The sequence below is a fragment of the Mycobacterium helveticum genome (genome assembly GCF_007714205.1).
Taxonomy (GTDB): Bacteria; Actinomycetota; Actinomycetes; order Mycobacteriales; family Mycobacteriaceae; genus Mycobacterium; species Mycobacterium helveticum.
Genome location: NZ_VMQU01000030.1, coordinates 12705 through 37201, shown reverse-complemented (window position 1 = coordinate 37201; position 24497 = coordinate 12705). Strand labels below are relative to the sequence as shown.

The 24497-nt window shown below is 63.1% G+C and carries 19 protein-coding genes; 6 read left to right on the top strand and 13 right to left on the bottom strand.

Annotated elements, in window-relative coordinates; genetic code table 11:
• The first annotated feature begins 185 nt into the window (after positions 1 to 185).
• The 3 genes from FPZ47_RS09445 to FPZ47_RS28330 all read left to right on the top strand — a co-directional run bounded on the left by FPZ47_RS09445 (position 186) and on the right by FPZ47_RS28330 (position 4270).
• Entirely contained in the window at positions 186 to 1700 is a 1515-nt protein-coding gene (locus FPZ47_RS09445; protein ID WP_197083339.1) for a serine/threonine-protein kinase, read from the top strand.
• A gap of 46 nt (positions 1701 to 1746) precedes the next feature.
• Positions 1747 to 3543 (top strand): DEAD/DEAH box helicase, encoded by a 1797-nt coding sequence (locus FPZ47_RS09440; protein ID WP_007172175.1) that lies wholly within the window; start codon positions 1747 to 1749, stop codon positions 3541 to 3543.
• A gap of 553 nt (positions 3544 to 4096) precedes the next feature.
• Positions 4097 to 4270, top strand: a complete 174-nt coding sequence (locus tag FPZ47_RS28330; protein WP_154074410.1) for a hypothetical protein — start codon at positions 4097 to 4099, stop codon at positions 4268 to 4270.
• On the opposite strand, the gene FPZ47_RS09435 is transcribed toward FPZ47_RS28330, so the two are convergent.
• The 7 genes from FPZ47_RS09435 to FPZ47_RS09405 all read right to left on the bottom strand — a co-directional run bounded on the left by FPZ47_RS09435 (position 4260) and on the right by FPZ47_RS09405 (position 14028).
• Positions 4260 to 6065: an AAA family ATPase gene (locus FPZ47_RS09435; RefSeq protein WP_007172172.1), complete on the bottom strand. Its 1806-nt coding sequence runs from the start codon at positions 6063 to 6065 to the stop codon at positions 4260 to 4262. The genes FPZ47_RS28330 and FPZ47_RS09435 overlap by 11 nt on opposite strands.
• Complete coding sequence (locus FPZ47_RS09430; RefSeq protein ID WP_047323961.1) at positions 6062 to 8164, bottom strand: hypothetical protein; 2103 nt, start codon at positions 8162 to 8164, stop codon at positions 6062 to 6064. The genes FPZ47_RS09435 and FPZ47_RS09430 overlap by 4 nt, the downstream gene beginning before the upstream one ends.
• 53 nt (positions 8165 to 8217) lie before the next feature.
• Positions 8218 to 11133 (bottom strand): ATP-binding protein, encoded by a 2916-nt coding sequence (locus tag FPZ47_RS09425; RefSeq protein ID WP_225325408.1) that lies wholly within the window; start codon positions 11131 to 11133, stop codon positions 8218 to 8220.
• On the bottom strand, positions 11127 to 11417 hold the full coding sequence (locus FPZ47_RS09420) for a hypothetical protein (protein ID WP_225325409.1): 291 nt from the start codon (positions 11415 to 11417) through the stop codon (positions 11127 to 11129). Before FPZ47_RS09420 ends, FPZ47_RS09425 begins: the two co-directional genes overlap by 7 nt.
• Before the next feature lie 61 nt (positions 11418 to 11478).
• Complete coding sequence (locus FPZ47_RS09415) at positions 11479 to 12402, bottom strand: conjugal transfer protein (RefSeq protein ID WP_073877513.1); 924 nt, start codon at positions 12400 to 12402, stop codon at positions 11479 to 11481.
• 10 nt (positions 12403 to 12412) lie between these two features.
• Positions 12413 to 13495 (bottom strand): hypothetical protein, encoded by a 1083-nt coding sequence (locus tag FPZ47_RS09410; protein ID WP_046182038.1) that lies wholly within the window; start codon positions 13493 to 13495, stop codon positions 12413 to 12415.
• Positions 13492 to 14028 (bottom strand): hypothetical protein, encoded by a 537-nt coding sequence (locus FPZ47_RS09405; RefSeq protein WP_144947711.1) that lies wholly within the window; start codon positions 14026 to 14028, stop codon positions 13492 to 13494. The genes FPZ47_RS09410 and FPZ47_RS09405 overlap by 4 nt, the downstream gene beginning before the upstream one ends.
• Positions 14029 to 14068: 40 nt before the next feature.
• Between FPZ47_RS09405 and FPZ47_RS09400 the strand changes: the two genes are divergently transcribed.
• The 3 genes from FPZ47_RS09400 to FPZ47_RS09390 all read left to right on the top strand — a co-directional run bounded on the left by FPZ47_RS09400 (position 14069) and on the right by FPZ47_RS09390 (position 15638).
• Positions 14069 to 14452 carry a helix-turn-helix domain-containing protein gene (locus FPZ47_RS09400; protein WP_073877511.1) on the top strand — a complete coding sequence of 128 codons (384 nt, stop codon included), beginning with the start codon at positions 14069 to 14071 and terminating at the stop codon, positions 14450 to 14452.
• On the top strand, positions 14442 to 15260 hold the full coding sequence (locus FPZ47_RS09395; protein WP_007172163.1) for a hypothetical protein: 819 nt from the start codon (positions 14442 to 14444) through the stop codon (positions 15258 to 15260). The genes FPZ47_RS09400 and FPZ47_RS09395 overlap by 11 nt, the downstream gene beginning before the upstream one ends.
• 99 nt (positions 15261 to 15359) lie before the next feature.
• Positions 15360 to 15638, top strand: coding sequence for a hypothetical protein (locus tag FPZ47_RS09390; RefSeq protein ID WP_007172162.1), 279 nt, complete (start codon positions 15360 to 15362; stop codon positions 15636 to 15638).
• Between the two features lie 199 nt (positions 15639 to 15837).
• Here FPZ47_RS09390 and FPZ47_RS09385 read toward each other — a convergent pair whose 3' ends face one another.
• The 6 genes from FPZ47_RS09385 to FPZ47_RS28325 form a co-directional block, all read right to left on the bottom strand.
• Positions 15838 to 17241 carry a type IV secretory system conjugative DNA transfer family protein gene (locus tag FPZ47_RS09385; protein WP_040624275.1) on the bottom strand — a complete coding sequence of 468 codons (1404 nt, stop codon included), beginning with the start codon at positions 17239 to 17241 and terminating at the stop codon, positions 15838 to 15840.
• Between the two features lie 94 nt (positions 17242 to 17335).
• Positions 17336 to 18157, bottom strand: coding sequence for a DUF2637 domain-containing protein (locus tag FPZ47_RS09380; protein ID WP_080691135.1), 822 nt, complete (start codon positions 18155 to 18157; stop codon positions 17336 to 17338).
• 65 nt (positions 18158 to 18222) lie between these two features.
• Positions 18223 to 19767 carry a type VII secretion protein EccE gene (eccE, locus tag FPZ47_RS09375; RefSeq protein WP_007172159.1) on the bottom strand — a complete coding sequence of 515 codons (1545 nt, stop codon included), beginning with the start codon at positions 19765 to 19767 and terminating at the stop codon, positions 18223 to 18225.
• Entirely contained in the window at positions 19767 to 21404 is a 1638-nt protein-coding gene (locus FPZ47_RS09370; protein ID WP_040624272.1) for a S8 family serine peptidase, read from the bottom strand. The genes eccE and FPZ47_RS09370 overlap by 1 nt, the downstream gene beginning before the upstream one ends.
• Positions 21404 to 22900 (bottom strand): type VII secretion integral membrane protein EccD, encoded by a 1497-nt coding sequence (eccD, locus tag FPZ47_RS09365; RefSeq protein ID WP_007172157.1) that lies wholly within the window; start codon positions 22898 to 22900, stop codon positions 21404 to 21406. The genes FPZ47_RS09370 and eccD overlap by 1 nt, the downstream gene beginning before the upstream one ends.
• Positions 22897 to 23778, bottom strand: a complete 882-nt coding sequence (locus FPZ47_RS28325) for a MinD/ParA family ATP-binding protein (protein WP_007172156.1) — start codon at positions 23776 to 23778, stop codon at positions 22897 to 22899. The genes eccD and FPZ47_RS28325 overlap by 4 nt, the downstream gene beginning before the upstream one ends.
• Positions 23779 to 24497: the final 719 nt, after the last annotated feature.

The window sequence follows — 24497 nt, the reverse complement described above, 5'->3', positions numbered from 1 at the left end:
TCGTCGTCCCCACCGTGCTACGACGCGCGGACGTGGGCAACCGGTTTTGTCGCCGCTCGGCGACGACGCGATAAATAGTTGAGCCAACCACAACCAATTCGGTGTTATACTTGATTTGAGAACAACTATTTCTGGAGGCAACCGTGCGTCTTGGCGGAATATCGGAGGTGGCCGAGGAGCTCGGCGTGAGCACTCAGCGCATCGCGACACTGCGGCAGCGAAACGACTTCCCCGACGCGGTGGGGGAGATTGCGCAGGGCCCTATCTGGGACCTCGATGTTGTCGCTGGATGGAACAGCTCAGGCCTCCGTCAGACCAAGGCCGGCAGGCCGAAGTCGGACGAGAAGACCCGCACGCTGGGTGGGCGATTCCTGCTGGAACACGCTCGGATCGGTGGTGGCGGCTTCGCCGACGTCTTCCGTGCCACCGACCGCAAGACCAGCGAACTGGTCGCCGTCAAAGTGCTGAAGGACACCGTCGCGGTTGACCCCGAAGCCATCAAGAGGTTTCGGCGTGAGCTTCGGCTCCTCGAAGACCTGCACCACCCCAACGTTATTTCGGTGCTTGCCCACGGCGAGACCGACGACGACAACATCTGGTATGCGATGCCGTTGGCGCAGGGCAGCCTGACCGACTACGTCGACACGGTGGGCGGCCAAGCGCGATTGATCGTCGACATCATGCGTCAGATCTGCACGGGGCTCGGTTACGTCCATGATCGGGGCATCTATCACCGAGATCTCAAGCCGGCCAACGTTTTGCGGCTGAGCAACGGCGATTGGGCGGTATCGGATTTCGGGCTTGCCGTTGAGGCCGAGCGGCACACCGACCCGCTGACCTCAACGCTGCGACAAGGGTTGGGCACGTGGGTCTACACAGCACCGGAGCAGTGGCAACGGGCCCGAAGCGCCGACCACCGTTCCGACATCTACGGTCTGGGCAAGATCCTGCAGGAGCTCGTGACTCAGGACTTCCCAGTGAACAACGAGGTGGAGCCCGGCCCGCTGCGACCTGTCATCGAGACCGCGATCGCCAACTCGCCTGATCGCCGTTACCAGTCGATCGAGCACTTCATGAATGCACTCGAGCGTGCTGTTGATGCACACGAGGAATACGTGGCCAACGAGTCGAAGGAAGAGGCAGCGGAGCGCCTGCAGGACCGCATGCGCAGTCCGTCGGTCGCCGACGCGGACTTGATCGAGATGATCGAGTGGGCAGCCGCGTTGGATGAGTCCAGCCACGACGACATGCACGTGCTGACCCGAGTGCTGCCCTGGTGCACTCGAGGGTCCGTCAAATTCCTCTGGAGCGAACAGCGGGGCGCGTTCCAGCGCGTCTACCAGCGGTTCACCGACTTTCTGAGGCATGGGAACTTCTCGTTCGAGTACTGCGACGTGCTGGCTGACTTCACCCGCATTGTCGTGGCCGAGACGAAGGACTCCAGCGTGATGCGGATGAGCGTGGGCGCGCTCGCGTCGCTGGGGCCCCGCCACAACCGGTGGCACGTGCGTGACGTCCTGGTCAAGATCCTGCAGGAGGTCAAGTCTGACGAGATGGCCTCGGCAGCAGTGGAAGCGTTGCGGGCGGCCGACGCCGATGACGTCGAGTGGTCGATCAGCGATTTCGCGATCCGCACGCTGCCCCCCGCGATCCGTAGCGGCGTCGAGAAGCTGCGGCCTCCGAAGAGTTCCGCATCCTGAACCAGATCGCCTTGCCGACAACGTTTTCCACAAAAGGGGTAGCTTTATGAAAATCGACCAGTACGTCACCCTGCGACCCACCGTGACGGGCAATGCGTCCTTGCGCGAGCCGCAGATCGAGGCATACGAAACGCTCACCGGGCACGACTTCGACGCTCCCGAGGGCCGCGAAGTCTCCGTCGTGCTGCCGGTGGGCTGCGGGAAGTCAGGCCTCCTGGCTCTCACGCCGTTCGCCGCACAGTCTCACCGCGCACTGCTGGTCGCACCGAACCTCAAGATCGCCGACCAGCTGCTGAAGGATCTGACACCTAGCGACCCGAAGTTCTTCTACCTTAAGCGCAAAGTGTTGGACTCCGCGCCGTTCCCAGAGCCCGCAGAAATCCGAGGCACGTCGACCAACGTCACCGATCTCGAAGTGGCTGACATCGTGGTGACGAATATTCATCAGCTCCAGCGAGCCGAAAACACCTGGCTTGCAAAGCTTCCTGCCGACTTCTTCGATCTGATCATGTTCGACGAAGGCCATCACAACGTGGCCGAGAGCTGGGACACTCTGCGGCGGCACTTCCCGGACGCACGCATCGTGAACGTGAGCGCCACCCCCGGTCGTGCCGACGGGCGAATCATGGCCGGTGAAATCATCTACAGCTACCCCATCTCTCGCGCGGTGGAGAAGGGATACGTCAAGCGCATCAACGGCTACCGCCTCAACCCGACCACGCTGCACTACGTCCGGCGCCCTGACGACAACACCGAAGTCGAGGTGTCCTTGGAAGAGGTCCGCCGCCTCGGCGAGCGCGACGCAGGCTTCCGGCGCAGCGTCGTGAGCTCAGACGCCACCCTCACCACCATCGCCGAGGCCTCCCGCCAGAAATTGTTCGAGCTGCGGGAAAAGACCGGCGAGGCCAGGCTTAAGATCATTGCGGCGGCGTTGAACATGGAGCACTGCAAACAGGTCGTCGCCAAGTTCCGCGAACTGGGGCTCCGCGCCGACTTCGTTCACAGCCTGATCGAAGGCAAGAGCAAAGCGAACGAGCGAGTTTACCAGCGGTTGGAGAACCACGAACTCGACGTGATCGTACAGGTGCGCAAACTCGGTGAAGGATACGACCACCCGTATCTCAGCGTCGCCGCTGTCTTCAGCATCTTCAACAACCTCAGCCCTTTCATGCAGTTCGTGGGGCGCATCATGCGGGTGATTCCAGATGTTGACCCCTTCGATGCCGTCAACGATGGCGTCGTCGTTTTTCACGTCGGCGGCAACATCACCGGGGTCTGGAACGACTTCCAGGAGTTCGCCGAAGCAGACCAAGAGTTCTTCGCGCAGCTCATCGACGAGACCGTTGTTGAACCCCTGCCCACTCGCGAACCCCCACCTGGAGGTGGCCAGAACGCTCCGCTGCCGGTGATCACTGGCCAGGCCGACATCCAACTCGAAAACCTGACCCTGATCGCCCTCAGCGCCGACCCAGATGTTGCGCAGGCCCTGACCGTGCTCAAGGAAAAGGGTATCGACACCGGAGTCAAATTCGATCAGCTACAACGCGTCCAGCCCACCAAACAACAGACACGTCGATCCAAAAAGACCCTGCTCGACGATTTGGTGAAGAACGAGGCTGGCAAGTTTCTGGCCAAACACAGCCTCAATCGCGTTGGCCGCGAGCTGGACCGCACCCGGGAGAACTTCGTCACCGTGAAATCGGCCATCGACAGGCGGATCAAGACAATGGTTCCCAGCGGTGCCACCAATAGGAAGGATTACACCGCGGACGACTGCGACTACCTCATCGCGCGGTTGCCTCAGATCGTTGCTGCGGTCGAGGAGGAACTGCGACATGGGTAAGCCCCGCTCACTGCTGCGAACGCTGTCGATTGGCACGGCAGGACGACGGCACCCGTGTCGGTCAGACAAAAACCACGTGCTCAATAAGGGCGACCCGATACTTATCGTCAAGGTCGACCGTGACACTGCCCACTACTGCAGCGATTGCGCTCGAACGTTCATCAACACCGCCCGACAACAGCTGTCTGCCCTTGAAGAAGAGCTCGGGCGAACAACCCCGCCAAGCAGCTGACATCCAGAGTCGCACTCAGGATCCCGTCCACCTCTCTAATCGTCGGGGACAGCCTTACAGACCTCCGATGGTTCTGGCGTGCCAAGGCGGTAGTCCGTGATGTCGGGCTCGTCGACCACAGGTCCCATCGCAGTCGCGACTCTCGGCAGCGCGGAAAGCATTGTGAGAGCGTCGAAGCGGTCACGGTCGCGACTCATATCGTCGTAGACGATCTGAAGGTCCGAGGTGGGCAGTTGTTGCTGCAGTTCTTCGAAGGCTGCGGCTGCCGCGCCCGGCTCGGGCAGGCCCGACCGGACTACCCAGACATCTAGATCGCCAGGTGTGATAGCGGATGCAGCCAAGTGCGAGGTAGTCGATGAACGTCGCACCGACGAGCTCACGGCCGGCGACCACCACGAGGCCATGCTGACCCACGTCCACCTGGACAGCATCCCCAGCATCAGTGTGGCCTACAACGATCCGCATTTCAGCGCCCACGATGGGCTTAGGGCGTGACGAGCTCAAAGGCCGCCAGGACGTCGGTGAGGGCAGCGTCCATGTCTGCCAGCGTGATTGTGCTAATGCTGCTCAGGTCGGCGGTGAGCAAGTCCACCGTCGGGTCCGCTGCGATGCGGGCTTTGGCTTTGCGCAGGGCTTGTTCAATGACGGTTCGGGCGAACCGGCCGTTGGCGGCGACATCGATGAGCATGTGTGGTTCACCGGGGCGTGTACTTGGCGTGTTGCATAGCCACTCAGCGTTGCTGCTGAAGCGCGAAAGAGCGGAGGGTTCGATGGCCACATGGAACCGCGCTGCGAACAGCTCAGCGATCCGTACCAGGTCGTCGGTGTCGCAGGAGGTGAATTCGAGCTGGAACGGGAACCGTGACCGCAGTCCCGGGTTAGCGCTCAAAAGCCGGTTCATTGGGCTGGCGTAGCCAGCCATGGCGATCATTGTGTCGTGGCGATGGTCTTCTGCCCACTTCATGATGACGTCAACGGCGATGTGGCCGAAATCGCGCTCATTATCCGGTTTGTAGAGTTCGGGTGCCTCGTCGATGAACAGTGCACAGCCTTTGGCAGCTTGCAAGATCGCTGATGTTTTCTTCTCGGTGCCACCGATGTGCTCGTCGACAAGATCCTTGCGGGAGACTTCGATGAATTCTGGCGATTCGAGGATGCCCAGGCCGAAATACATCTCGCAAATCAGCCGTGCTATCGAGGTTTTCGCGGTCCCCGGCGGGCCGACCAGAGTCATGTGCAAGGTGTCGCGCTCACCGATCTGGACGCCGCGCTCGGCCATCTTCTGGTCGTAGACCTTGACGAACTTGAGTTCCTTGACATGCTCTTTGACGCGGCGGAGCCCAATGAATTCGTCGAGTTCGCGTTCGGCGCGCTCCAGCACACGTACGGCTTCCTTGCGTTGCCGGGCTCTGCGCAGGTCGGCCACGCTCGGTCCAGAGTCCGGGTCCCACCGATTGGACCGGGCGGCAATCACGTCTGGGGTCGTGACGGTGACGCCGTAGCCGGGGTCATCGAGCGCGGCGGCGGCGTCCGGGCGCAGTTGACCGTCTACGCTGGCTGCGCTGAACTCTTTGCGGGCGGCGGCCTCGTCCCCCAACGCGCGGTGGCACAAGCCGCGATATACGGCCGCCTCGGCCAGCAGGTGCGAGGTATCGATGCCGCTCTGGTCGAGCTTGGCCTGGTCGGCCTGCGTCACGACGGATGTCAATGTGGCCAGCGCCGCCTCGAACTGTCCCAGCCCGGTTTGGGCGATTCCTTTGAGCAGCCGTGTGGCGGCCTCCACGATTCCACCGCTGCTCGACGAGGCCTGCGAGGTCCACGTCAACAAGTCTGGCCAGCGGCGCGTCAGGAAAAACATTGTGGCCCCGATGAACCGGTGTATCTGCGCTTGCGCGGGCTCGACGGTGAGGTCAACCCCGTCGAGGATCTTTTCGGCCTGGTCGTAGTCGCCTTGGCTAACAAGTGTCGCCGCGTAGGCGATGGTGATCCCGGTCGGAGTGTGCGGGTAAAGGTCAATGAGGAATGGCGTAGACACGGTTGGCGCTAGCGCAGAATCTGCCAGGCCAATCCGACGCGTTTCGCGATGCAAAGTCGATAGCGCATCATATGCGCCGCGCATGGTGTTAAGGCTGACGTCGCCAGCAACCGCCAACCCCATCCACGCGTCGCACATGCCGGGATCCATGTCGGTGGCCTGCGTGAAGGCTTCGCGCGCTCCCGCGTGATCGGCCACGGGCCCACCGAAGCCCAGGCGGCTAATCCCGATGTCGAAATAGTCACGGGCACTCACTGGTGATAGTCCCTTGCTCGTGGTCGAGGTGGTGACGGAAATTCTACGGGCGACTCAGACAGCTCGAACGATCGCTGCTGCTCAGATGATGTATCTAGCGGCAGGCCGGGGTCCTCATCAGGGGTTGCCGACGGGGGCGCCTGGTGGCGACCCACGCCCTGGGCCGGGCGGCGCGGATGGCTCGGTAGCGATGGCAGCCCATCTGAGCCGGCCATCGGCGCCACCTCGCCTTGATCTGGTTCCCCTGGCTGGCCGTTGCTGAGGGCATTGGACGCCGCCAGGTGCGGGCTGGTGTCGCTGTCCGGGACGCCTTGTTGGGACCCGGGGTCTGAGCCGTTGCGGTGGTGGTGTCCGCGGATGTGCTGGACGGTCTTTTCGGTGATGACGGCGGGAATCACCACCTCTGGCGCGGCGGCCGCGGCGGCGCCTTCTGCCGCTGTGGCGCCGGCCCCCTCTGCTGCCGCAGCCGCGGCATGTCCACCTGCGGTCGCCGCGGCCTCGCTCGCCCCGGCCTTTTCTGCTGCCATCCGGGTGGTGGTGGCCCCGGTCGTCCGGGTCGCCGTGGTCTCCTCCTCACCGCGCATCCGGCTGGGCCGAGGTTTGACCGCATCGAACCCCGGCGTTGAGGTGTCGGCGTCGCCGTTAGAACCGTCATCGTCGCCGGCGCCATCGCTATCGCCGCGTCGCGCGACCCGTCGAAACAGCCCGCGCGCTTTGCGTCCCGCCTCGGCGTAATCGTTGTACTCATCGCGCACAGCGCCGCTTGTGGAGCACCACGCCCCAGTGATGTGGTGGGCGATCGTGCCCAAACTGTCTGTGTAGAAATGCTTGTCGATGTAATGGAACAAGAAGATGCCTACGACCGAACCCAGGCTCACCAACAACAGGCGCGGGACCGCGGTGGCGCCATGCCCCAGTTGCGGCGTGGTGAGCGCCCACCCCATCCCGACCGCACTCAACGCCAAAAAGACAGTGAAGATCATCATCTCGACGCCATGCAACAACACCTGCGAGACGCAGCGCACCGCGTATTTCTTGCCGCGCTGCCAACCGCTCATGCCGACCATCGCCGCGGGAACCACCACGATGCAGTAGTAGGTGGCTTTGGCACCGACCAGCAACGTGCTCACCCCGACGTACCAGATGAACAGGCCGATCCAAAACGCGGCGAACAAGAACACCAGCCCCAGCACAAAGTCGTTGGCCCCCAATTGTTGAGCGTGCGCCAAGGCTTGGGGAGCACCGCATCCGGCCATCGCGTGCGCCGGTCCAGGACCTTGGCTATGCGCGGCCAAGATGGCCTGGGACCAGGCCTGGCGGCAGGTGCCCACATCATCAACGACCATGCCGAAGTTCTGTAACTGTAGAGCTGGTCGCGCCGTCGAAGACACCAGCTGCGCCAGCAGGGCGTCGAGCTGGGTATCCAATGACTGGCCCGGAGCGTACGAACTCTGGCGGGCGTCCTGGGCGATCTGAAAGCCTGTCGCTCGACCCATGCCCAGCAGGCCGTGATCGCTGACTAGATCGTCAATGGGGTCACGAAAGACCGTCCACACCAATGCAGCTAGCACCGCGGCGGTGCCTAGCAGATTGCGGGCCTGGGCCGGCCGCCCTCGCTGTTGGTGATACCCCGCCAACACCACACAAACCGCGACCGCCAATGGCCCCAGCCACATCTGGTTGACGAGCATGTTCACTGTAGCGAAAACGGGGCGCCCGATTTGAACGAGGGCCAAGAGCCACGAGCTCGACATTGCAAATCGCAGAAGCCACAGCGCAATCCCGATAGCGAATACGACAAGAGCAGCTTCATTGGTCAGCCACCAGGCTGCGGTGGTATGCGCGATCGCGGTTTGGGTGGCTTTGACGATCCACGACCCCCACGATTCGGGATCGAACGCGCTGACGTGTTGGCCGTTGTTGAAGGTGGCTTCGGTGGTATCGACCATCGAGAGGAAGTAGTCAGCGATCGGCACGTTGTCCAAGTCATGCAGTCCCGTCCACCCCAGAGCAGCGGCACCCACCGCCGCCGAGGCTTTAGGTGCGGCCACCACCGCCCACAGACACAGCACGTAGACACCTGTCATCGCGCCGATCACGCGGCGCAACCGTGGGTGCTCAACTAGCCAGACTGCGAGGGAATCGCTGGCAGTCATGCGATCACCGATGCGGTGCTATCGAATGCGCGTGCCTGCTCTTCGGTTGGCGCGCCGAAAAATTGAACGCGTGCGGGACGTCCAAGTTCGTCGACTAAGAATCCCTCGCCGAGTCGGGCACGATCGACCGCCCCGGCCTCGGTGGCGTAGCCGCCCCATTCCCCGCGATCAGAGAACACGTCTTCATCAGCGGTGGAGCCAGGACTGGTGTCCTCGCTTAGTGCGCTGACAAGCTCTGGATACATTTCTGGGTCGATGCGCGCCCACTTCAGTGTCGCGTAGGCCAGTTCAGGGTCTTGAACACGAAAGATCCATTTTTGTGTGACAAACTCATCCCCCATGCGGGCAAGGTCCCTGAAATCCTGTGTGATGAACCAGATTCCACTCGCGTGCTTACGGCCCCGCCGAGTGAATTTGTGCGCAATGCGTGCCGTGGTGGGAAAGGCAAGCAGTTCGGCGCACTCCTCGAAGATCATGACGTCGAATACGTCGAGGCGGTCGAACATGTATCGCTGCTCTAGCTCAATGAGCAGGCCATAGATAGCCATTCCGGCGCGCTGGGTCCCCGACAGTTTCGCGTAGAGATCGGCGTTGGTGAGATCCTCGGTGCTGGGCAAGCCCAGGTTGCCGGTCAGGTAGACCGTGGCCGGGGAGTCTTCTGGCCGGTAGGGCGGCAAGTGGTCATCGAAAAGCCCGGGAAAATCCTCCTGGGCTGTTTCTAAGCGCAGCAGCAACTCGTCGTTGTCGGCGTCCGGCTGTGAACGCAGATAGTCCAGCAGTGTGCGGTGGCTCGTAATCCCTTGCCTGGCCCGGGTTTCCGGTCGCACCAAACGTCGGTAACGCTTGGCAAGCAGGCTGTCATAAGACAGCCCAATCCAGGGCAGGATGTGCGAGGCCGCGATGCGCCCTGCCAGGTGCGCTGGGAAGATCACCAGCGGGTCATACAAGTACTGCGGCGTTGTCGGGTCGATGAACCGTACACCCTCGATGGGTGTGAGGGCCTGCTTCCATTCAGCGATTGTGTCTGGCTCGAACACCACAACGCGTCCGCCACGCAGGATCAGTTCATACGCCGAGAGTTTGGTGCGGTTGGACTTCCCGCCGCCGGGATCGCCGACGACGGCCAGCCCGGTGTTCTTGTTTCGGCGCGCAGTTCCCTCGGGATCGTGAAGGATGATCGCCGGTCGCATCGTGGTCTGGTCGATGGCCAGCGCACTGCCCTTGACGTTGCCCACGCGGCCCGAAATCAGCGGCAAGAACAGCGACCACTTATGTGCGCTGGTGGGATTGCGAAATTCATCGAGCGGGCAGGTGTTTTCACTTCCGGTATTGAATGCCTTCCACAGCAACGCCTGGGCGCCACGGTGGCGTTTGACAGCGATGCCGACTGTGTCAAGCTCCTGGCGGACCTGTTTGACCGCATCCTCCAAGACCCGCGGTGAGTCGGCACCGACCGCAATCATCACCGTGTGGTCAAGCTCGCGTTCGGCGGGATTGCCGTTCAGATGCGATGTGTAGGCCCGCGTGCGCGCTAGCTTCCTTGGCAATTCGTCGTTTTCAGCTCCGCGGTGACCACGCTGACGCATCTGGTCTTTGATGTTTTTGGTGTAGCGGAAATTGCGGGCTTGCGCATCCTGGGGTGTGCGAATGTAAATATGTTGGGTCCACTCAATACTGGCCTGGGTGTTCACGTTGAGCAGCGCATTCAGATACGAAGCGCGTGGAAAGGCCAGGCCTGTCTCCGGGAAGTGCTCGACGGTCAAAAACGACTGGTAGCTCGATCTGCAGGTGGGCTCGTGGGGATCATAGACGCGAACCAAGGCTTTGAAACTGGGTCGCCACCATGGCCGCCCGGCGTTGTCGCCTTCATCGAAAGCGATGGTAGGGAAATCGTGAGCGCTCAGTGAGGACGGCCCCGTGCTGGCCGCTGGCATCGGCTCATGGATGACGCCGAGCATGGCGCGATGTCGCCGATACCAATGGATTTGCGCTGGACTAGCCGCGCGAACGTGAAACTCATCAGGTAGGGCACCACAGATCTGGCGGGCAACACTGGCGTAGTGCTGAATCGATGTGCTTGAGTCTTTGTCACGCCCGCTGACCCAGTCCCAAGCCCGCCTGCCCTGTCCGAGCGGTGTGCGTCCCGCGGTGCCAGCATCGACTGGCACCGTTAGCCAAAACCGTGGGCGCACGGGACCGCGATATCCCTTGGTGATCCACTTGTTCGCTTGGGCGATAGTTGGGACCCAGTGCTTGCACTGCCCAATCCATGTCGACTTGTTGGTGTGCGGACCCACCATTGCCCGCATGATGGCGTTTTGGTCCTCGGCGACCAGCAACCCGCGCACTTGCGAGCCTGAGGGCAGGTAGCGCCCCAAGTTCCGCGTCAGCCTGGCGGCTCGCCGGTGGACGTCAAGCGAGCGCATATTGACCGACAAACCATCGATCAAGAATTCGGCATAGACGCCTCCGCCGGTGAAGACCAGATTGTCCTCGACACGTTCAGGAGGGTCAAAACTGGAGTCAACACGCAGCTTCCTCTCAGCGGCACGAGGCTGCGAGGTGATCAGGTGAGGTGGCCGAATAGTGTTGCGGGCAAAAACGAGACGTGCTGAAAGAGATGGACGTCCCTTGGGCAAAAGTAGCCGCATCAGCCCAACGGTCACCACACAGAGCACCACCCCGCCGGCGAGGACCGGAAGCGTGGTTCCGGCGGGCTGGCTGTCGACCCATAGCAGCGTGGGACCCGCGATCGCGGCAATGGCCACCCATTCCACCCCGCGGTAGGGCCCGCCGGGCCATTCCTGCCCGGGAGCGGCTTCCCCGATCTGGATGTCGATGTCGCGGATGCCCGACCACGCTTCGGCCTTGTCGACGGGCCGTGGTGGGGCAACTGGGCCGGTGGTCACCATCCGCGGGTATTGGAGTGGCCAACGCTGCCGGGCAGGTGCTCAAATTCCTGGTTACCGCGCTGATACAGCCCGACGATGTGGGCTACGACAACTGCAAGAGCCACCCCGCCGGCGATTGCCGACAATCCGGCACCGGTGCCGCGCTTCCAATGGTCTCTCATACCGCGCACGATGCCGCTGCCCAGGAAGTATGTGCCGCCGACTGCGACGATGATGTAAAGCACTTCGTGGCTCATGTTGATCACGCCGGCCCCGGCAGCCACATTTGTCGTGTGGGTAGCCAACGTCTGTAATGTTAGCTGTCTAATCATGATCAATCCCTCTTTCTCTCAACGTGAGTGATGGTCAGTGCGGTGCTACCGCCGTGGTGGGCACCGGTGTCGGTGTCGCGTCAGCCAACAGCGGGATCGCGTCGATCTGGGCAACAAACCAGGTGCCGCCCACCGAACGCAGCGTCAGGGAATAAGACAGCGATACGAGGGTGTAATCGGATCGGCGCGCCGAAACATCGATGTGCGTGGCTAATTCGTTGTTATCGGAGGGAGCATCGGGTGGAGTGTTGTCGGCCTGAGCAGCAGTCACTGTGGCCGAGGAGTACGACCCTACGGCTGTGATGCCCGAGTCGGTGGTGATAAACCGTTCCAGTCCACCCGAGGTGGTTAAAAACGACGTCGCAAACCCAGACAGCATCGTAAAAAGTGGGCTGTTGGCAGCGATTGGTGCTGAATAGCCCAGCGGCACATAGGCTCCCGGAGGCGGCATATCGACTCTGCTGATCCGATCAAGAGCCTGAATGCCCATATCCCGGTATACCGCCACCGGCAGCTGGTAGAAAGCCGTCGTCGGCGGCGCCGACGGGTAGGGCAGTTCGTCGATTTGAACCTTCACGCTATAGAGCACGATGTCGTTGGAAGAGGTCTTGCGCTTAGATGCCCACGCCGCCGGGTTCGACACCGTCATCGACGATGTCGTGGGCAACTCGTACTTTTGTCCCCCGGGAAAGCAGCGTGTCAAATTCGAAGCACCCGAGGTGGTTCCGACAAGTAGCCCTTTCACGCAATTCACGGCGAAAGCCTTCACGGGATCGGTCTCGTTGATCACGTCGCGGGCCACCGCCGCCACTGGTGCTGGTTCAGGGGGAAAGACAAACCCCCACAGCAGGGCGATACCGTTGATGGACGAACTGGCCACAAGAATCACAAGAGCGACCCGGCCGGCGCTGTGGCCCAGCACCGTGATGCGCTTCTTCCATACGTTGCTGATTCTCACCACATCGTCCTCATGTCGCCTGGTGCCCAATGACTTTGATGCTCGACACCGCGAAGGTTCCATCACTGGGATCGGTGTCGTGTCCCGACCCAAAGCCGGTCGGGTCAGGCCCGTTGGTCGGTTCCGGGCCGGTGGCCGGGGTGGGCCCACCCAGGATTCCGCCGAACGGTCCGCCGTCTGGGGCCGACACGCTGGGCTGGGGGGCTGCGACCGGACGGCTGGTGTGCCGAATGATCACAGTGATTTTTGAGGCGCTGATCCCGGGAATCAGTTTGACCGCTTCGCCGTGAGCATTGCCGGTGTCCTGGTCGACGACCGTGTGCGCAGTGTCATTGAACTGCCACTGCAGCAACGTGACCACCCGATGCTGTAGCCATGGGTCACCGCCGGACCCCTGGGCCGCAGCAGTATCCCCCGGCACGATACTGACCGCCGTGATCACGTAAGCGCGTTCGATTCCGGCGGGCCCGAGCGTGATATAGAGCGGTTGTCCATCCGTATGCCGCACGCAGATCCACGGCGATGGCTTGTCGGGATCGGCAATCGATTTCGCCGAAGTTGAGGCGCCCGCCGGGCAGTCGGCTGAGGCGGTAAACGGCAGTGGGTGATCGCCGCCATCAGCAGGAGTCGGCGCTGGTGCTGCCGCCATTGTCGGTGCGGGGCCCGATTTGACTGCGTGCTGGCGCAGACTCGGCGAAGGGTTGTCGGGACCTGAGAGTGTGACGCCCAGCGTGGTTATCACCGTTGCCAACAACACGACGCCAGCGAACGCGCCGAGTACCCACGGCGTAAATCGGCGCGTACGCCGCTCCGCCTCGTGATCTAAATCAGCGTCGGCACCGGGGCTTTCGTTTTCTGCCGAGTCGGTGTGGTCGTCGCCGTCGGAAACGAACGCACCCGCAAAGGCGTCGGCACTTTGATCCTCGCCGAAGGGTGCGGCGTCGTTGTCGCTGATCGCGCCATCATCATCGGGATGCTCGTCGGCTGACTCCCCGGCCGCGCCGCTGTCGAGGGTGTCTTGGTCGTGTTCTGCATCGGCGTCGAGATTCACCCCAATCTGACGCAGCCATTGCTGATCAGAAACCGAGCTCACGGCCGCCGCCGCCCCGAACGGTGCCCGCTAGCCCGGCGCGGCGTGAATTTGCGCCGGTGATGGTAGGTGGCCGGCAAACGCTGCACACGCGGCAATGCCGTCGCCGAAACCTTGACATAGCCGTCGTCGCGGTCAGAGGCCAAGCCGGTGTCCTCACCGCGCACCACATACATGCGTTCGCGATGAGCAATTACCGGCGGCAGCGGTGTGGATGGCGCCGCCTGCGGTGGGCCTTGGGGAGCGGTCCGGCTCCAGTCCTGCTTAAGACGCTCCTCGTCGGCCGCCCCTCGGGCGCGGTGTGCGCCTATTAGCTTGGCCGCTCCCCACAAGCACGCCGCCGCGACCAGCAACGGAGCGAGTTTGATGAGCAGTTCGACGATCGCCAACACGATCGCGGCGATGACTGTCATCAGCACTGCGGCCGTCGCCACAAGCCCCTTCATCGCGGTGTCCCTTCGTCGTCTCGGCGCCGCTAAATCGGGTGGGCGCCTATGCACGCAACCGTAAGCGGTAATAGGCAAGGTTGTCCACATGGTTAGACGATAATGGTTGCGTTTAGGTAGTTTTGTGGGCGTGATTGCACCTAATGATGGGCCAGCGCGACTCGACTACTTCGTCTCTGAACGGCTGGCGGTCCTGCACATGTCCCGTGTCGAACTGGCCCGCCGCGGCGGACCCAACCGCTCGACACTGCACAAATCCAGTAACGGCTCACGCACCATGTCGCTGGCCACGCTGGCCCGACTCGATGAGGCGCTCGGGTGGGCCCACGGGTCGTCAAGGGCGATCCTTGACGGCGGGGTCCCAGCCACACCACCGCCCCAAGACACCCACGTACACACCGTTTTGCACGCCGTCGAAGGCCTCGTCGAGCAATGCCACTCAATCTTGGCCGACGCCCGTCAGCTGCTCACCGAACTCCTGACAAGCCGGGACCCGGCCGAGCATGCCCGCTGACATTTTCGACGACCAACGCCGAGCATGGATAGCCGCACACGCTGGGATATTTGTCTTCCAAAAGCGTCGCGCCGAGCTGCTCGCCAAAAAGATTCGCGCTCGCACACGCAGCCATGTTGGTGCCCGACCCGACCCACACGACGACGTCGTCGCCCTGCCACTACCGATGCGCTCCGCCACCTCAGCCAGCGGATCATTTGAAGTCGCACTGGTGCTAACCTGTGCGGCCATCGCGCCGCTGGGCTGGTTGGCCGGCAAACTCGCCTACGGACTAATCGTCACGCTCATCCCCGAGCGGCTCCGCGCTTACCCGATACCGGCACTGCTCTGGGGCGCCGCGCTCGCAGCGCTGCCCTTGCCGTTCTATAACCCCTCCCCTAGTCTCTGGGGCGAGCTGATCATCCCCTGGCTTCTAACACAACTGCCCGCAACCCTGCTCACCGCAGCCGTCTGCGGGGTCCTCGAAGGCTGGCTAGCCGTGGAAGGATCCAGCGACTGGTGGCCACTGACACCCCAAGCTGTCGAGGTTGACGACGACCTCATTCTCGGGCCGACGCTGCCCATCACCACCGTCTTAGATCCACTCCCCGAACCGGGCTCCGCCCGCCGCATACCGCCATCCCTGCACGCGCGCCGGCGAACCCCACCACCTATCCACTGGGTCCCCATCCTTGGCGGGACTGCGGTCATCGCAGCGATCTCCATCTGGTGTCTCATTTGCGCAATCAGCGTCCTGTTCGGCTCCACCAACCAGCACCTCGACACGGTCAGCTCCCGGTCAACCTCGATGCAGCTATTCGCGAACTGAGTTCGCTGCTCGGGGCCAACTCTGGCGCGCTGATGCCTACACCGCTTTGCAAAAATTGGGGTGTGAGCGGGGGGTGGCGGCACAGATACGGTTCAAGGTATGGATCGGGGTACGACCGTAGACGCAGTTGTGCATCGGGTGTTAGCCGCGCTCGAGCGAGCTGGCCAGGTTTGTGACACGCCGCCGGGTTCGCAGTCGCTCGAGGCGATGCGGCAACAGATCATTGCCATGCTCAGCGATCCGCCGTGGTATCTCAACACCTCGGCCGGGCAAGTGCTGTTCTTGAAGATCCTGCGTCAAATCGCCTCAGACGCAAGCGATATCGTGAAAAACACGCGTCAGGACCCAGGGTCATGTGAGGGCAACATTCGTCGGTAGGTCCGCAGCTGGAGTGCTACTGCGGACACGGCCAGCGTCGAGAAACGCTTGATCGCGTCGACAGCAAATTAGTTGCAGCACAGGCAGATTACACGGTGCAGCTACCCGGAGCTGCCCAGCGGTCGCACTTGGGAAGCTGGACGCGAGCACCGAGACCAATGCGTCAGTCATAGATTGCGCCCGTCGCGGCAACCGCCCGTCAACCCCACTGCGCCTTTTTGATTCGCCGCTGAACCGCCTGGTCGAACAGAGCCAGGAACTCGGTCCAGTCTGGAATATGAACTCGCTCGCCAGCCGTGCCGCGCTGCAACAGCTGGGCTTCTTCCCGGCTTTGGGGAAGCAGTTCCTGCCAACCGATCGCCTGGCCGAATTGCGACGATTGGCCCCGACTCCCCCCTGTGGGCTCATAGGCTTCGGTACGTCGGGTTGTCTCTCCCAGCCAATGTGAGGCCTGTTCGAGCAAATGGCGCTCGTGAGCTCCATACATGATCAGCGTGCCCGGAAACATCTCCCGCAGCGCTTCAGCGTACTTGGACCCAAATACAACGTCGAAATGCGCCGACGCCTGCACCGTCGCCAAGATGTTGACACCCAGTCCCGCTGACTCCCCCACGTAGGTCAACAGATCCGGCAACGGACATGAGTTACATACCTCGTCGAGTTCCAGCAGCAGCGGATGCGTCAGTTGATGATTGGCCATCTTGCGGCGGAAATGACGCACGATGGAATCGATCAGAGCCACCGCGGCTCCGGCGACCGAGCCGGTGTTCGGGGCGATCACAAACAATGTGGCGTCCGGCTCATCAAGCATGTGGACGTCGAATGACTCCACAGCGACACGTTCGACCGCGCTCAAGTACGGTGCTCCCTCGTCGGCGCTCAAACCCAAGCGCAGCCACGGTGTTACGGCCTTGGACACCGTGATCTTGATGCTGTCACGCAGCCGGGAATCCATCCCGGCGATAACAGAATACAGCGGGGCCGCGAGTTTCGGTTGTTCGCAAAGCCCGTAAGCGGTCAGCCACGACGGGCGTCCGAGCTCGGGGATGGGTTGGTCGCCGCCGGTTTCGTCGATACCGAAATCCTGCACGGCATCGAGCACCCAGGGCATTCCCAAACTGTTGCCCTGCGGGCTGGCCGCGTACAGCAGGCATGCCAACGGCGGTGCGGCCTGACTTTCCCAAAGCCCGCCCGCAGCAACAGCGTTGCCGCCCGATGCGCCACTGAAACCCACGCCCGAGGTCGCGAGCATGGTCTCAGCAACGGTCAGTGCTTCATGGGCGCTGGCGATCGTGCGGGTCGGGTCGGTGACCATACGCCTAACCCCGGCCGGCCATACCTCAGTGTGCTCAGGCCGCAGATCAATCACACCGGTAATCCCGATATTGCGTCGTGTTAGAACAAGCTCTGCCAGGTCGGGTTTCGACGACACCAAAACTTCCGGCCCAGGATGCACGAGCGCCGCCGGGGCCAAAATCCTGCGTGTTTTACCCGTACGTGTTGGTGCGCTTACCAGAATGTGAGGTGCTGTCTCCGCACGCACGGCAACGTTTTGGCGATTGTAGGTGAGGCCGCAGTACGGGGTGTACGGTTCGTTGACCACTACGTCATCATGGGCGCCACTGGCCGCGAACGTCTATCAAAGCAGCGACATTCGCGATCGCCGGACGTAGGTCACTGCGGCGGAAGCTTCGGGTTTACACCGCCGCTGCCGAGTGGAGCGCCGTCGCCAGTATCCGGTTCACCGTTGTGTGGTGCAGCTTGAGTTCCTCTGAGATTTCACCCGGCTTTTGCCCGTCAGCGTGGCGGCGCAGCACAGCGTCAATGATTTCTGCAGGCTGCTTGGTTCTTTTCGATGCCATCACTGTGCGTACGGCGTGTTCATGACGCTCTCGCGGGGGCACAGCGGCGTCCACTCTTGGAACCGATGACAGCGACCGGTCCGGCTCGACCGCCACCATGGCCCTATCACGCTCACCTGCTGAGGACCCAGCGACTGGCAGAGGTGTCGCCGACAGGGACACCGGGACGTCCTCCTCGACGAGGGCCGGCGGCGCCTCGGCGCGGCTGTGTAGGAGCCGGGTCAGGGCTACCAGCGCAACGGTGGCCTGCGCGGTCGTGACGTCAATGATCAGCGGCCACAACCATGCCAAGCTTGGGCGGATACCGCACCGGATAGCCAAGCTGCACAACGCATCAAATGACAGGCGAAACGCACCGGCCCCCAGTAACAGCGTCATGATCACCGCCGCCCAGAACGTCAAGGTGGGCCGGCGGTGCACCTTGATGAGCAGCGAGAGCCCTTCCGTGGACCCGAGCAATACCAGAGGTGGGGCCGTGGCCACCGCGGCCGCCAGCGCCGGGGCGACGTGATCGGCCTGCACGATCGCGTGTAACGCGTTGCCAGCGATCGAGGCCGCGCTTGCTCCTATCAACACCACCCAAAAGAAACGCACTGCGCGCCGGTGGGTTTTCGGATCGGTATCGGCGGGAGTGCTGCGGGCGCTATCGCAAGCCATACCCGCAATCGTGCACTCCCACCCCGGTATTCGTCTACCAAAGTCAGCCACATTGGGAGGATCGATTACCGCAGATAAGCATCCTCGTTGCGGAATGTCACAGACCTCAACGTGGTGCGAAAACGCTGTGTTTTCACGGTGATTCGCTCGCCCCGCTGTTCGATACGGATATCGGGTGCAGCGCTGGCGGGCACATCGCCGACCGTGATCGATGTGCGCGCGGGTGGGTAGTTGTTGACGCGACCATTGTGTACCACCATCGTCGGAGGACGTGGCGGCTGGGCTGTGACGTCGCGCGTCGTCCAGATCCGTGGGGAAGCAGACGTCATTGTCCAACGCCCAGTGGGGTCGTAAACGGCGACCTGTTCGCCTGCTGCGGCCGCCCGGCGAATCAGCCGTTTCACCGCCTGGTCATCATCGGCGTGCAGAGCAATTCGGGTGGGGGCCGCGGGATCTGATATCGGCATCAACAGCATAGCGTCTCGCAGTTCACCCAGCAGAACACCCGATGCGCCGGCTACGACAGCTGTGTTGAGTTCGGTAGTTACTGGCGTTGATGGCAACCTCAGCCGCCTGCACCCAGGCAAGGTCAGCGCCAACGCTTCCCACTGTCGGCCCGCCATCGGGTTGAGCACCAGCCGCGGCGAGCTGGCAAGCGGTTGCACGGTGGTCAACCGGACGAGGGCTGAAGCCCGCACGCCGGCAGGATCGCTGCGCAACGCGATCACCAGGGTCGTGTGGTCGCTCTGGTAGGCCCACACGTCGTCGAGTTGAGCAGAGCGCACGTCACTGGCGCTGAAGAAATACGCTGTGACATAGGCCTTCCCGCCGCGCTGCAGATTCGTCCAGCGGTCCTGGTAAGAAGCTGTCGCGTTTTCGGGCCCACCCAGGCTGGCCGCTACCGCGTCGTTCATCTGCGCTGCGGTCAAAAGCCTTGCACGACAGTTTGTTTGGCACAGCGCTCTGGTGATGCGCTGAGAAGCCGCCACCGCCGCGCCGATCGTGTCTCGCCGCCACAGCAGTCCAGGCAGAATGCGGTCGCTGCGCGTATCGAAGCGGACTACCAACGTCACGCTACGCTGACCGGCCGCCGGCAGCCCCCGTAGCGCCGCTTCATACAGTTCGGCATAGTTGTCTCTGGCTGTGCGGCTGCCCTCGCAGATGATGTCGACATCAACACTCAACCCGCAGCGCTGCATCTCTTGTGCGATTACGCTAATCGGCACGGTATTAAGTGTTTTGGTGTGGTCGGCGTGCAATAGGGTGGGGATGTAAGGCTTGCCCAGCACAGTGATCATCGTGGACACGGTGTGCCCGTCGATCACAACACCGACTGTGTGCTCGTTGAGGGTGACATCGACCGGTTGAGGCAGCTGGAGTCTGCGCACCCGGCGGCGCGTCCAGGACATGGCCCGCCACGCCCACTGCCACACGGTGCGCTCCCGGAAGGTCAGCACACAGATCACCAGTCCGGTCGCGGCGCCGCTGGCGACGGCGATCGGCCACGAATCCAGCGTGGCGCTCAGTGCCAGCGCAACCAGACCTGCGACCACTTCGCCGGTGACCACGGCGCGGGGTGCGATACGGGCCGAGACAAACCGTTGCTTCATCAGATTCGCTCCCTGCGACGCGAGACGGTCAGGCCCACAGCAAGTCCCAATACGCTGACGACGGCGAGACCGGTGATGGCCATCGCGACCCAGCCCGGACGTGCGTCGCGTGGCGGGGGCGGGGCCGGCACTTTCAACTGGGCGCGCTGAACCCCGGGGGCAAACGTCTCACCCGGCGGCACATCCCAGGTCAGCGCCGCAACGGGGTCCACAGTTCCATAACCGACCACGTTGTCACGTCCACCAGCGGGAGGGTGCGCGGTGGCCTCTAACCGGTGGATCACTTGATGGGCTGTCAGGTTGGGAAATTTGGCCCGCACCAAAGCCGCCACTCCCCCGACGAACGCCGAGCTAAACGAGCTACCAGCGATAGGGTGCAGCTTGTCGTCATCGACTGAACCGTTGATCACCTGCCCGCTCGTCGACAGCCCCACGATGTCGGCTCCCGGCGCAGCCAGTCCTACCCACGGGCCGTGCAATGAGGCGGCGTCGCCGCTGGCGGGAACGCCGGTCGAATCGGTGGCCGACACCGCCAACGCGTAGTCGCTAAACCATGCTGGGGTGGCGATCGTTTTGACTGACGACCACCCCCGAGTGGGATCACCCGGTAATGGGTCCGGGTTTTGCCCATTGCAGCCCTGGGCATGAACGTTGCCCGCCGCGGTCACGATCACCACGTCGCGGTCAACCGCGGCATAGTGGACCGCGTCGGCCAAGGCGCTTTGATCCTGGGGCTTGGCTGTCGAGATGCACGACACCACACTGATGTTGATCACTTTGACGCCCAGATTCGCCGCGTGCACGATCGCGCGAGCCAACGAATTGATGTCACCGGCGCGGCGAACATCCTCGGGGTTGTCGACCACGCCGGGATCAACCAGGCCGAAAGTCTGCGCGGTCTGGCGAATCGACAGCAGCACCGCGTCTGGGGCGATGCCGATCAGCCCGTCTGGACCACCACCGGGCGACGGTTCCAGCGGCGCCGGCCCGCGAGCGTGGCCGAGAGTAACCGGAGACGGCGGCATACCCACCCATGATGGCTCGTCGGGCGGCGGCGGCGGCGGCGGTGGTGGCGGCGGCGGCGCCACCGTTTGGGTCACCGTGACCGTCGGCGGAGGCGGTGGCGGTGGAATCGCGCGCGGCGGCGGAGCCCCGGCCGGCGGGGCCGCAGGCGCCGCCCACGCCGGCTTGGGGACCAGTGCGAGCCCTGAAGGCGCCGCCCCAATCAGTGAAGCCACTACTGTGCCGTGCCCGTCGCAATCCGATAAGCCGTCGCCAAACGGGCCCATGACATAGTCCCCGCCAGAAACTAGGTGCGGCAGCCGAGGTTGTGCAGCCACGCCGGTATCGATAACCCCGACGACCACGCCAACACCGGTGGATTCTTTCCACGCTTCTGGCATGTTCATCAGCTGCAGCGCCGCGGGCAACTCACGCAAATCACTGCCGGGCAACACGCCGGTTGTTGTGCACGCCGCGATCTGGCGCATCGGCTGATCCGGCCCGGGTGCGGGATCGGGCGGGGGTGGCCCAGGCGGCACCACCGGGGGATCAATCGCGCCGGCCACGCCGCCAGATACGGCAACCAGTGCTGCGGCGAGCCCGATCGCGCCCAGCGTACTCACGGCTTTAATCATCAGCCGTGGACCGCATTTCGTACCACCCACAGCAGATTCAGCAGCCAGATCGCCCATGGCACAACGAAAATCAGCAGAATGTACTCGCTGACTTCGACGGCGCGGTTTACCGGTGCGCTGATCCGCGCATTGGGCACCACCAGCGCTCCAAGCAGGCCCGCCCCGGCCAACATTAGCGCTGCGCCAACACATATCAGGGTGACAACCGGCGAAGCCGGGTTGGGAGCGCTTGCGTATCGTCCGATCACCACCGCTACCGCGACGACCGCACCAACGGCCAGCATCACCGATTGATTGCGATCAACAAACGAGCGCGCCCGGAGCAGAAAGATTGCGCAAATCCCCAACGTGAATGCCAAAAACCGCCACCCGCCGCCAGTTTCGGGCATCACTGCATAGCGCGCGGCCGCCACCAACACCACAGCGCCGCCAGCCAGCAGACCCGTCACGATGGCGGTGCCGCGCCGAGCCCACGTCGCGATCTGCTCAACGGTTTCATTGCCCGGACGCTCCACCGGCGACACCGTGTTTAGGGCAGCGCCTTCTCGAGTCTCAAACACCCCCCGGTTAGTGACCGAAGGAAACCATGGCCCGGGCACTCCGGCCCCCACGATCCCGATGCTGGTTGCAAACGTCACTAGCACCAGGTCCGCTACCAAGAAGACGACCGCCAGATGCGCTGGCAGCACTCGCCAACCGCTGGCGTGGATCGCCGCCACCGCGCCCGCAGATAACCCGACCACAGCCATCCCCGCAAACACAGTCAGATAGCGGCCGGTCAGCATCGTCAATGCCGCCACGCCGGCCAACACGGTGGCCGTCGCGGCCACCACATGCCAGCCACCGGGTGGTCCCGGCACCGACATCGCCGCGCCTGCACCGGCGCAAATCAGCGCCGACCACACCAGGAAGTCCGCCGATCGGCGTCGCTGCTCATCTCGTGCCCGCGTCGCCGCCCTCGCCGACACCAAGAAAACGGCGGCTAATCCCCACGACACCGCCGCGGGCAGCCAGCCGTGCTGTTGCCACCACAACTGCGCCAACATCACCTCGGCCCACGCGACCAGCGCTGCGAAAAGCCCCCCGGCTACCCGACGCGCGACCGTGACATCGACTGTGGCGAACTGCTGGCGTGCTGAACGAGCCAGCGCCGTCGACACCTCCTCAATGACAGGTGCGAAGCGTTCGGTGGCGTCAGTAGGCAAGAGACACAACAAGTCCCCGTCGTAGACACGGCTGTCATCAAGGGATCGCTGCGGATCGAGCGGAGTGGCGTCTGCACGGCACAGTTGAAAGGTCAACGTGTCATCAAGAGGTGCCCGCCCGCGATCTTTGAGAATCGCATTGACCCGCGGGATGAGGTCCTCGATCACCGCAATCAACGCCACCCCAGCAGGCAGGACGTAATCGATGAGCGTGTCATCCCCGACCAGCAAATGAACCTTGCACAGCCGAGGGACTTCCGGCGCCTGTTGTGCGGAATTGGCGGTGGTCATCGGGCATCGGCCGCTGTCGAGAACCCTGCCGCCAATGCGGCGGCGGTCTTAAGCACCGCCCTGGCGGTCTTAGGGTTGACCCTTCGAAGGTCCAACTCGCCCGCCGAGGCGATGTGGGGGTCAAAGGGTACCTCGATAATGCGATCGTTTTTGACCCAGCTCCCGAAATGCTCCCTGAGTGTGGCGACCAGTTTGGCCGCCTCCTTACGATCCTTCCGATTGCGCGCCGGGCGAATGTGGTTGATCACCAACACTGTTCGCGACAGCAACTGGTGATAGCCTTCGTCGCGCAACCACTCGAAATTGGTGCTCGCGCCTTCGGCGCCGTCCGGGACGGCCGAGGCCACCATCAACACCGCATCGGCGCGCTCGAACACACCCTTCATCACCTCGTGTTCGAGATCGACACCGCAGTCAACGAAAAGCACACTGTAGAACCGTTGTAGACGCATATGGCCCTTGCTGAACTCATCAGCGGTCAACCCCTCCCCGCGAGCGCCTCCATGGCGCGGGGAAGCCACAACGTCTAAACCAACTTGGTTGTGGCCCGTCAAGGCCCCAACATCGGCGTAGCGATGAAGATTAAGGTCGTCGTTAATCGCACGCAGCGATGACGCCTTGGGATCCACCCGAGCCGCCAAATTTGCGGCCTGTGCCGGATCGGCGTCGACAGCGACCACTTGGTCGTTACGATTGCGTGCAAACTCACTGGCGGTCGCGACAGTCATCGCGGTCTTGCCCGAACCGCCCTTGCCACCAAGCACCACGACGGTATAAGTGCCACGCAAATTGGCCCCGATCGCAGCCTTGAGGCCACGCACTGTGCGCTCGTCGCTGGACTCACCGACGTTAATCAGCCCACCAGAAACCTTGAGCAACGCCCTGCGCCACCCCTTGGATGGCGCCTCCTTGTGTGGGGCAATCAAGTCCGTGGCGCGCAGGTGCTCTCGCAGCGCGTCCGAAGACCGTGGCGTGCCCGCGGTGCGAGGCGACGGTTGGGGTGTTGGCGCACGCCAACCATGTTCTTCTGCCGGCGGATACGGACGCGCAACCTGGCTGGGATCTGCGTGACCGGCTGGCTGCGGTGCGCCGTGACGCCCACCGAGCGCCGCCTCCGACACTCCCTGCGGTGGGCGGCCCAATTGACTTGAGGAACCGTAGCTTTCGCTGGGCGTCCCCTGCTGATGGGGACCGGCCTGCTGCGCCCACGGAGGTGGCGGAGGGGTGTCTTGGCCCTGGGGTGCCAAGGTGCCCTCCGGGGGCGAAAACCGCGGCGGCTGCCAACCCGGGGCTTGTTGGGGCGCCGAAGACGGCGCCGGCGTCGCATCCTGGGCGGGGAGCCCAAGAGCGGCCTCCGGGGGTGAAAACCGCGGCCGCCCATCATCGCTCGTCGGTTCGCCGCTGTTGTTGGGATGGCTGGGCTCAACTGCGCCTGGCGCGGGCTGCGTCTCGGGCGGCGGACCTGCCGCCAGGCCATTGAAAAAGTCGCGTTCCTCACGCTCATGCGGACTTGTCATACCGTGTCCCCTCGTCACCAGACGTATTCGAATTTCGCTTAGCGCCACATAATTTGGCCACAGCGCGACAGTAACAACCA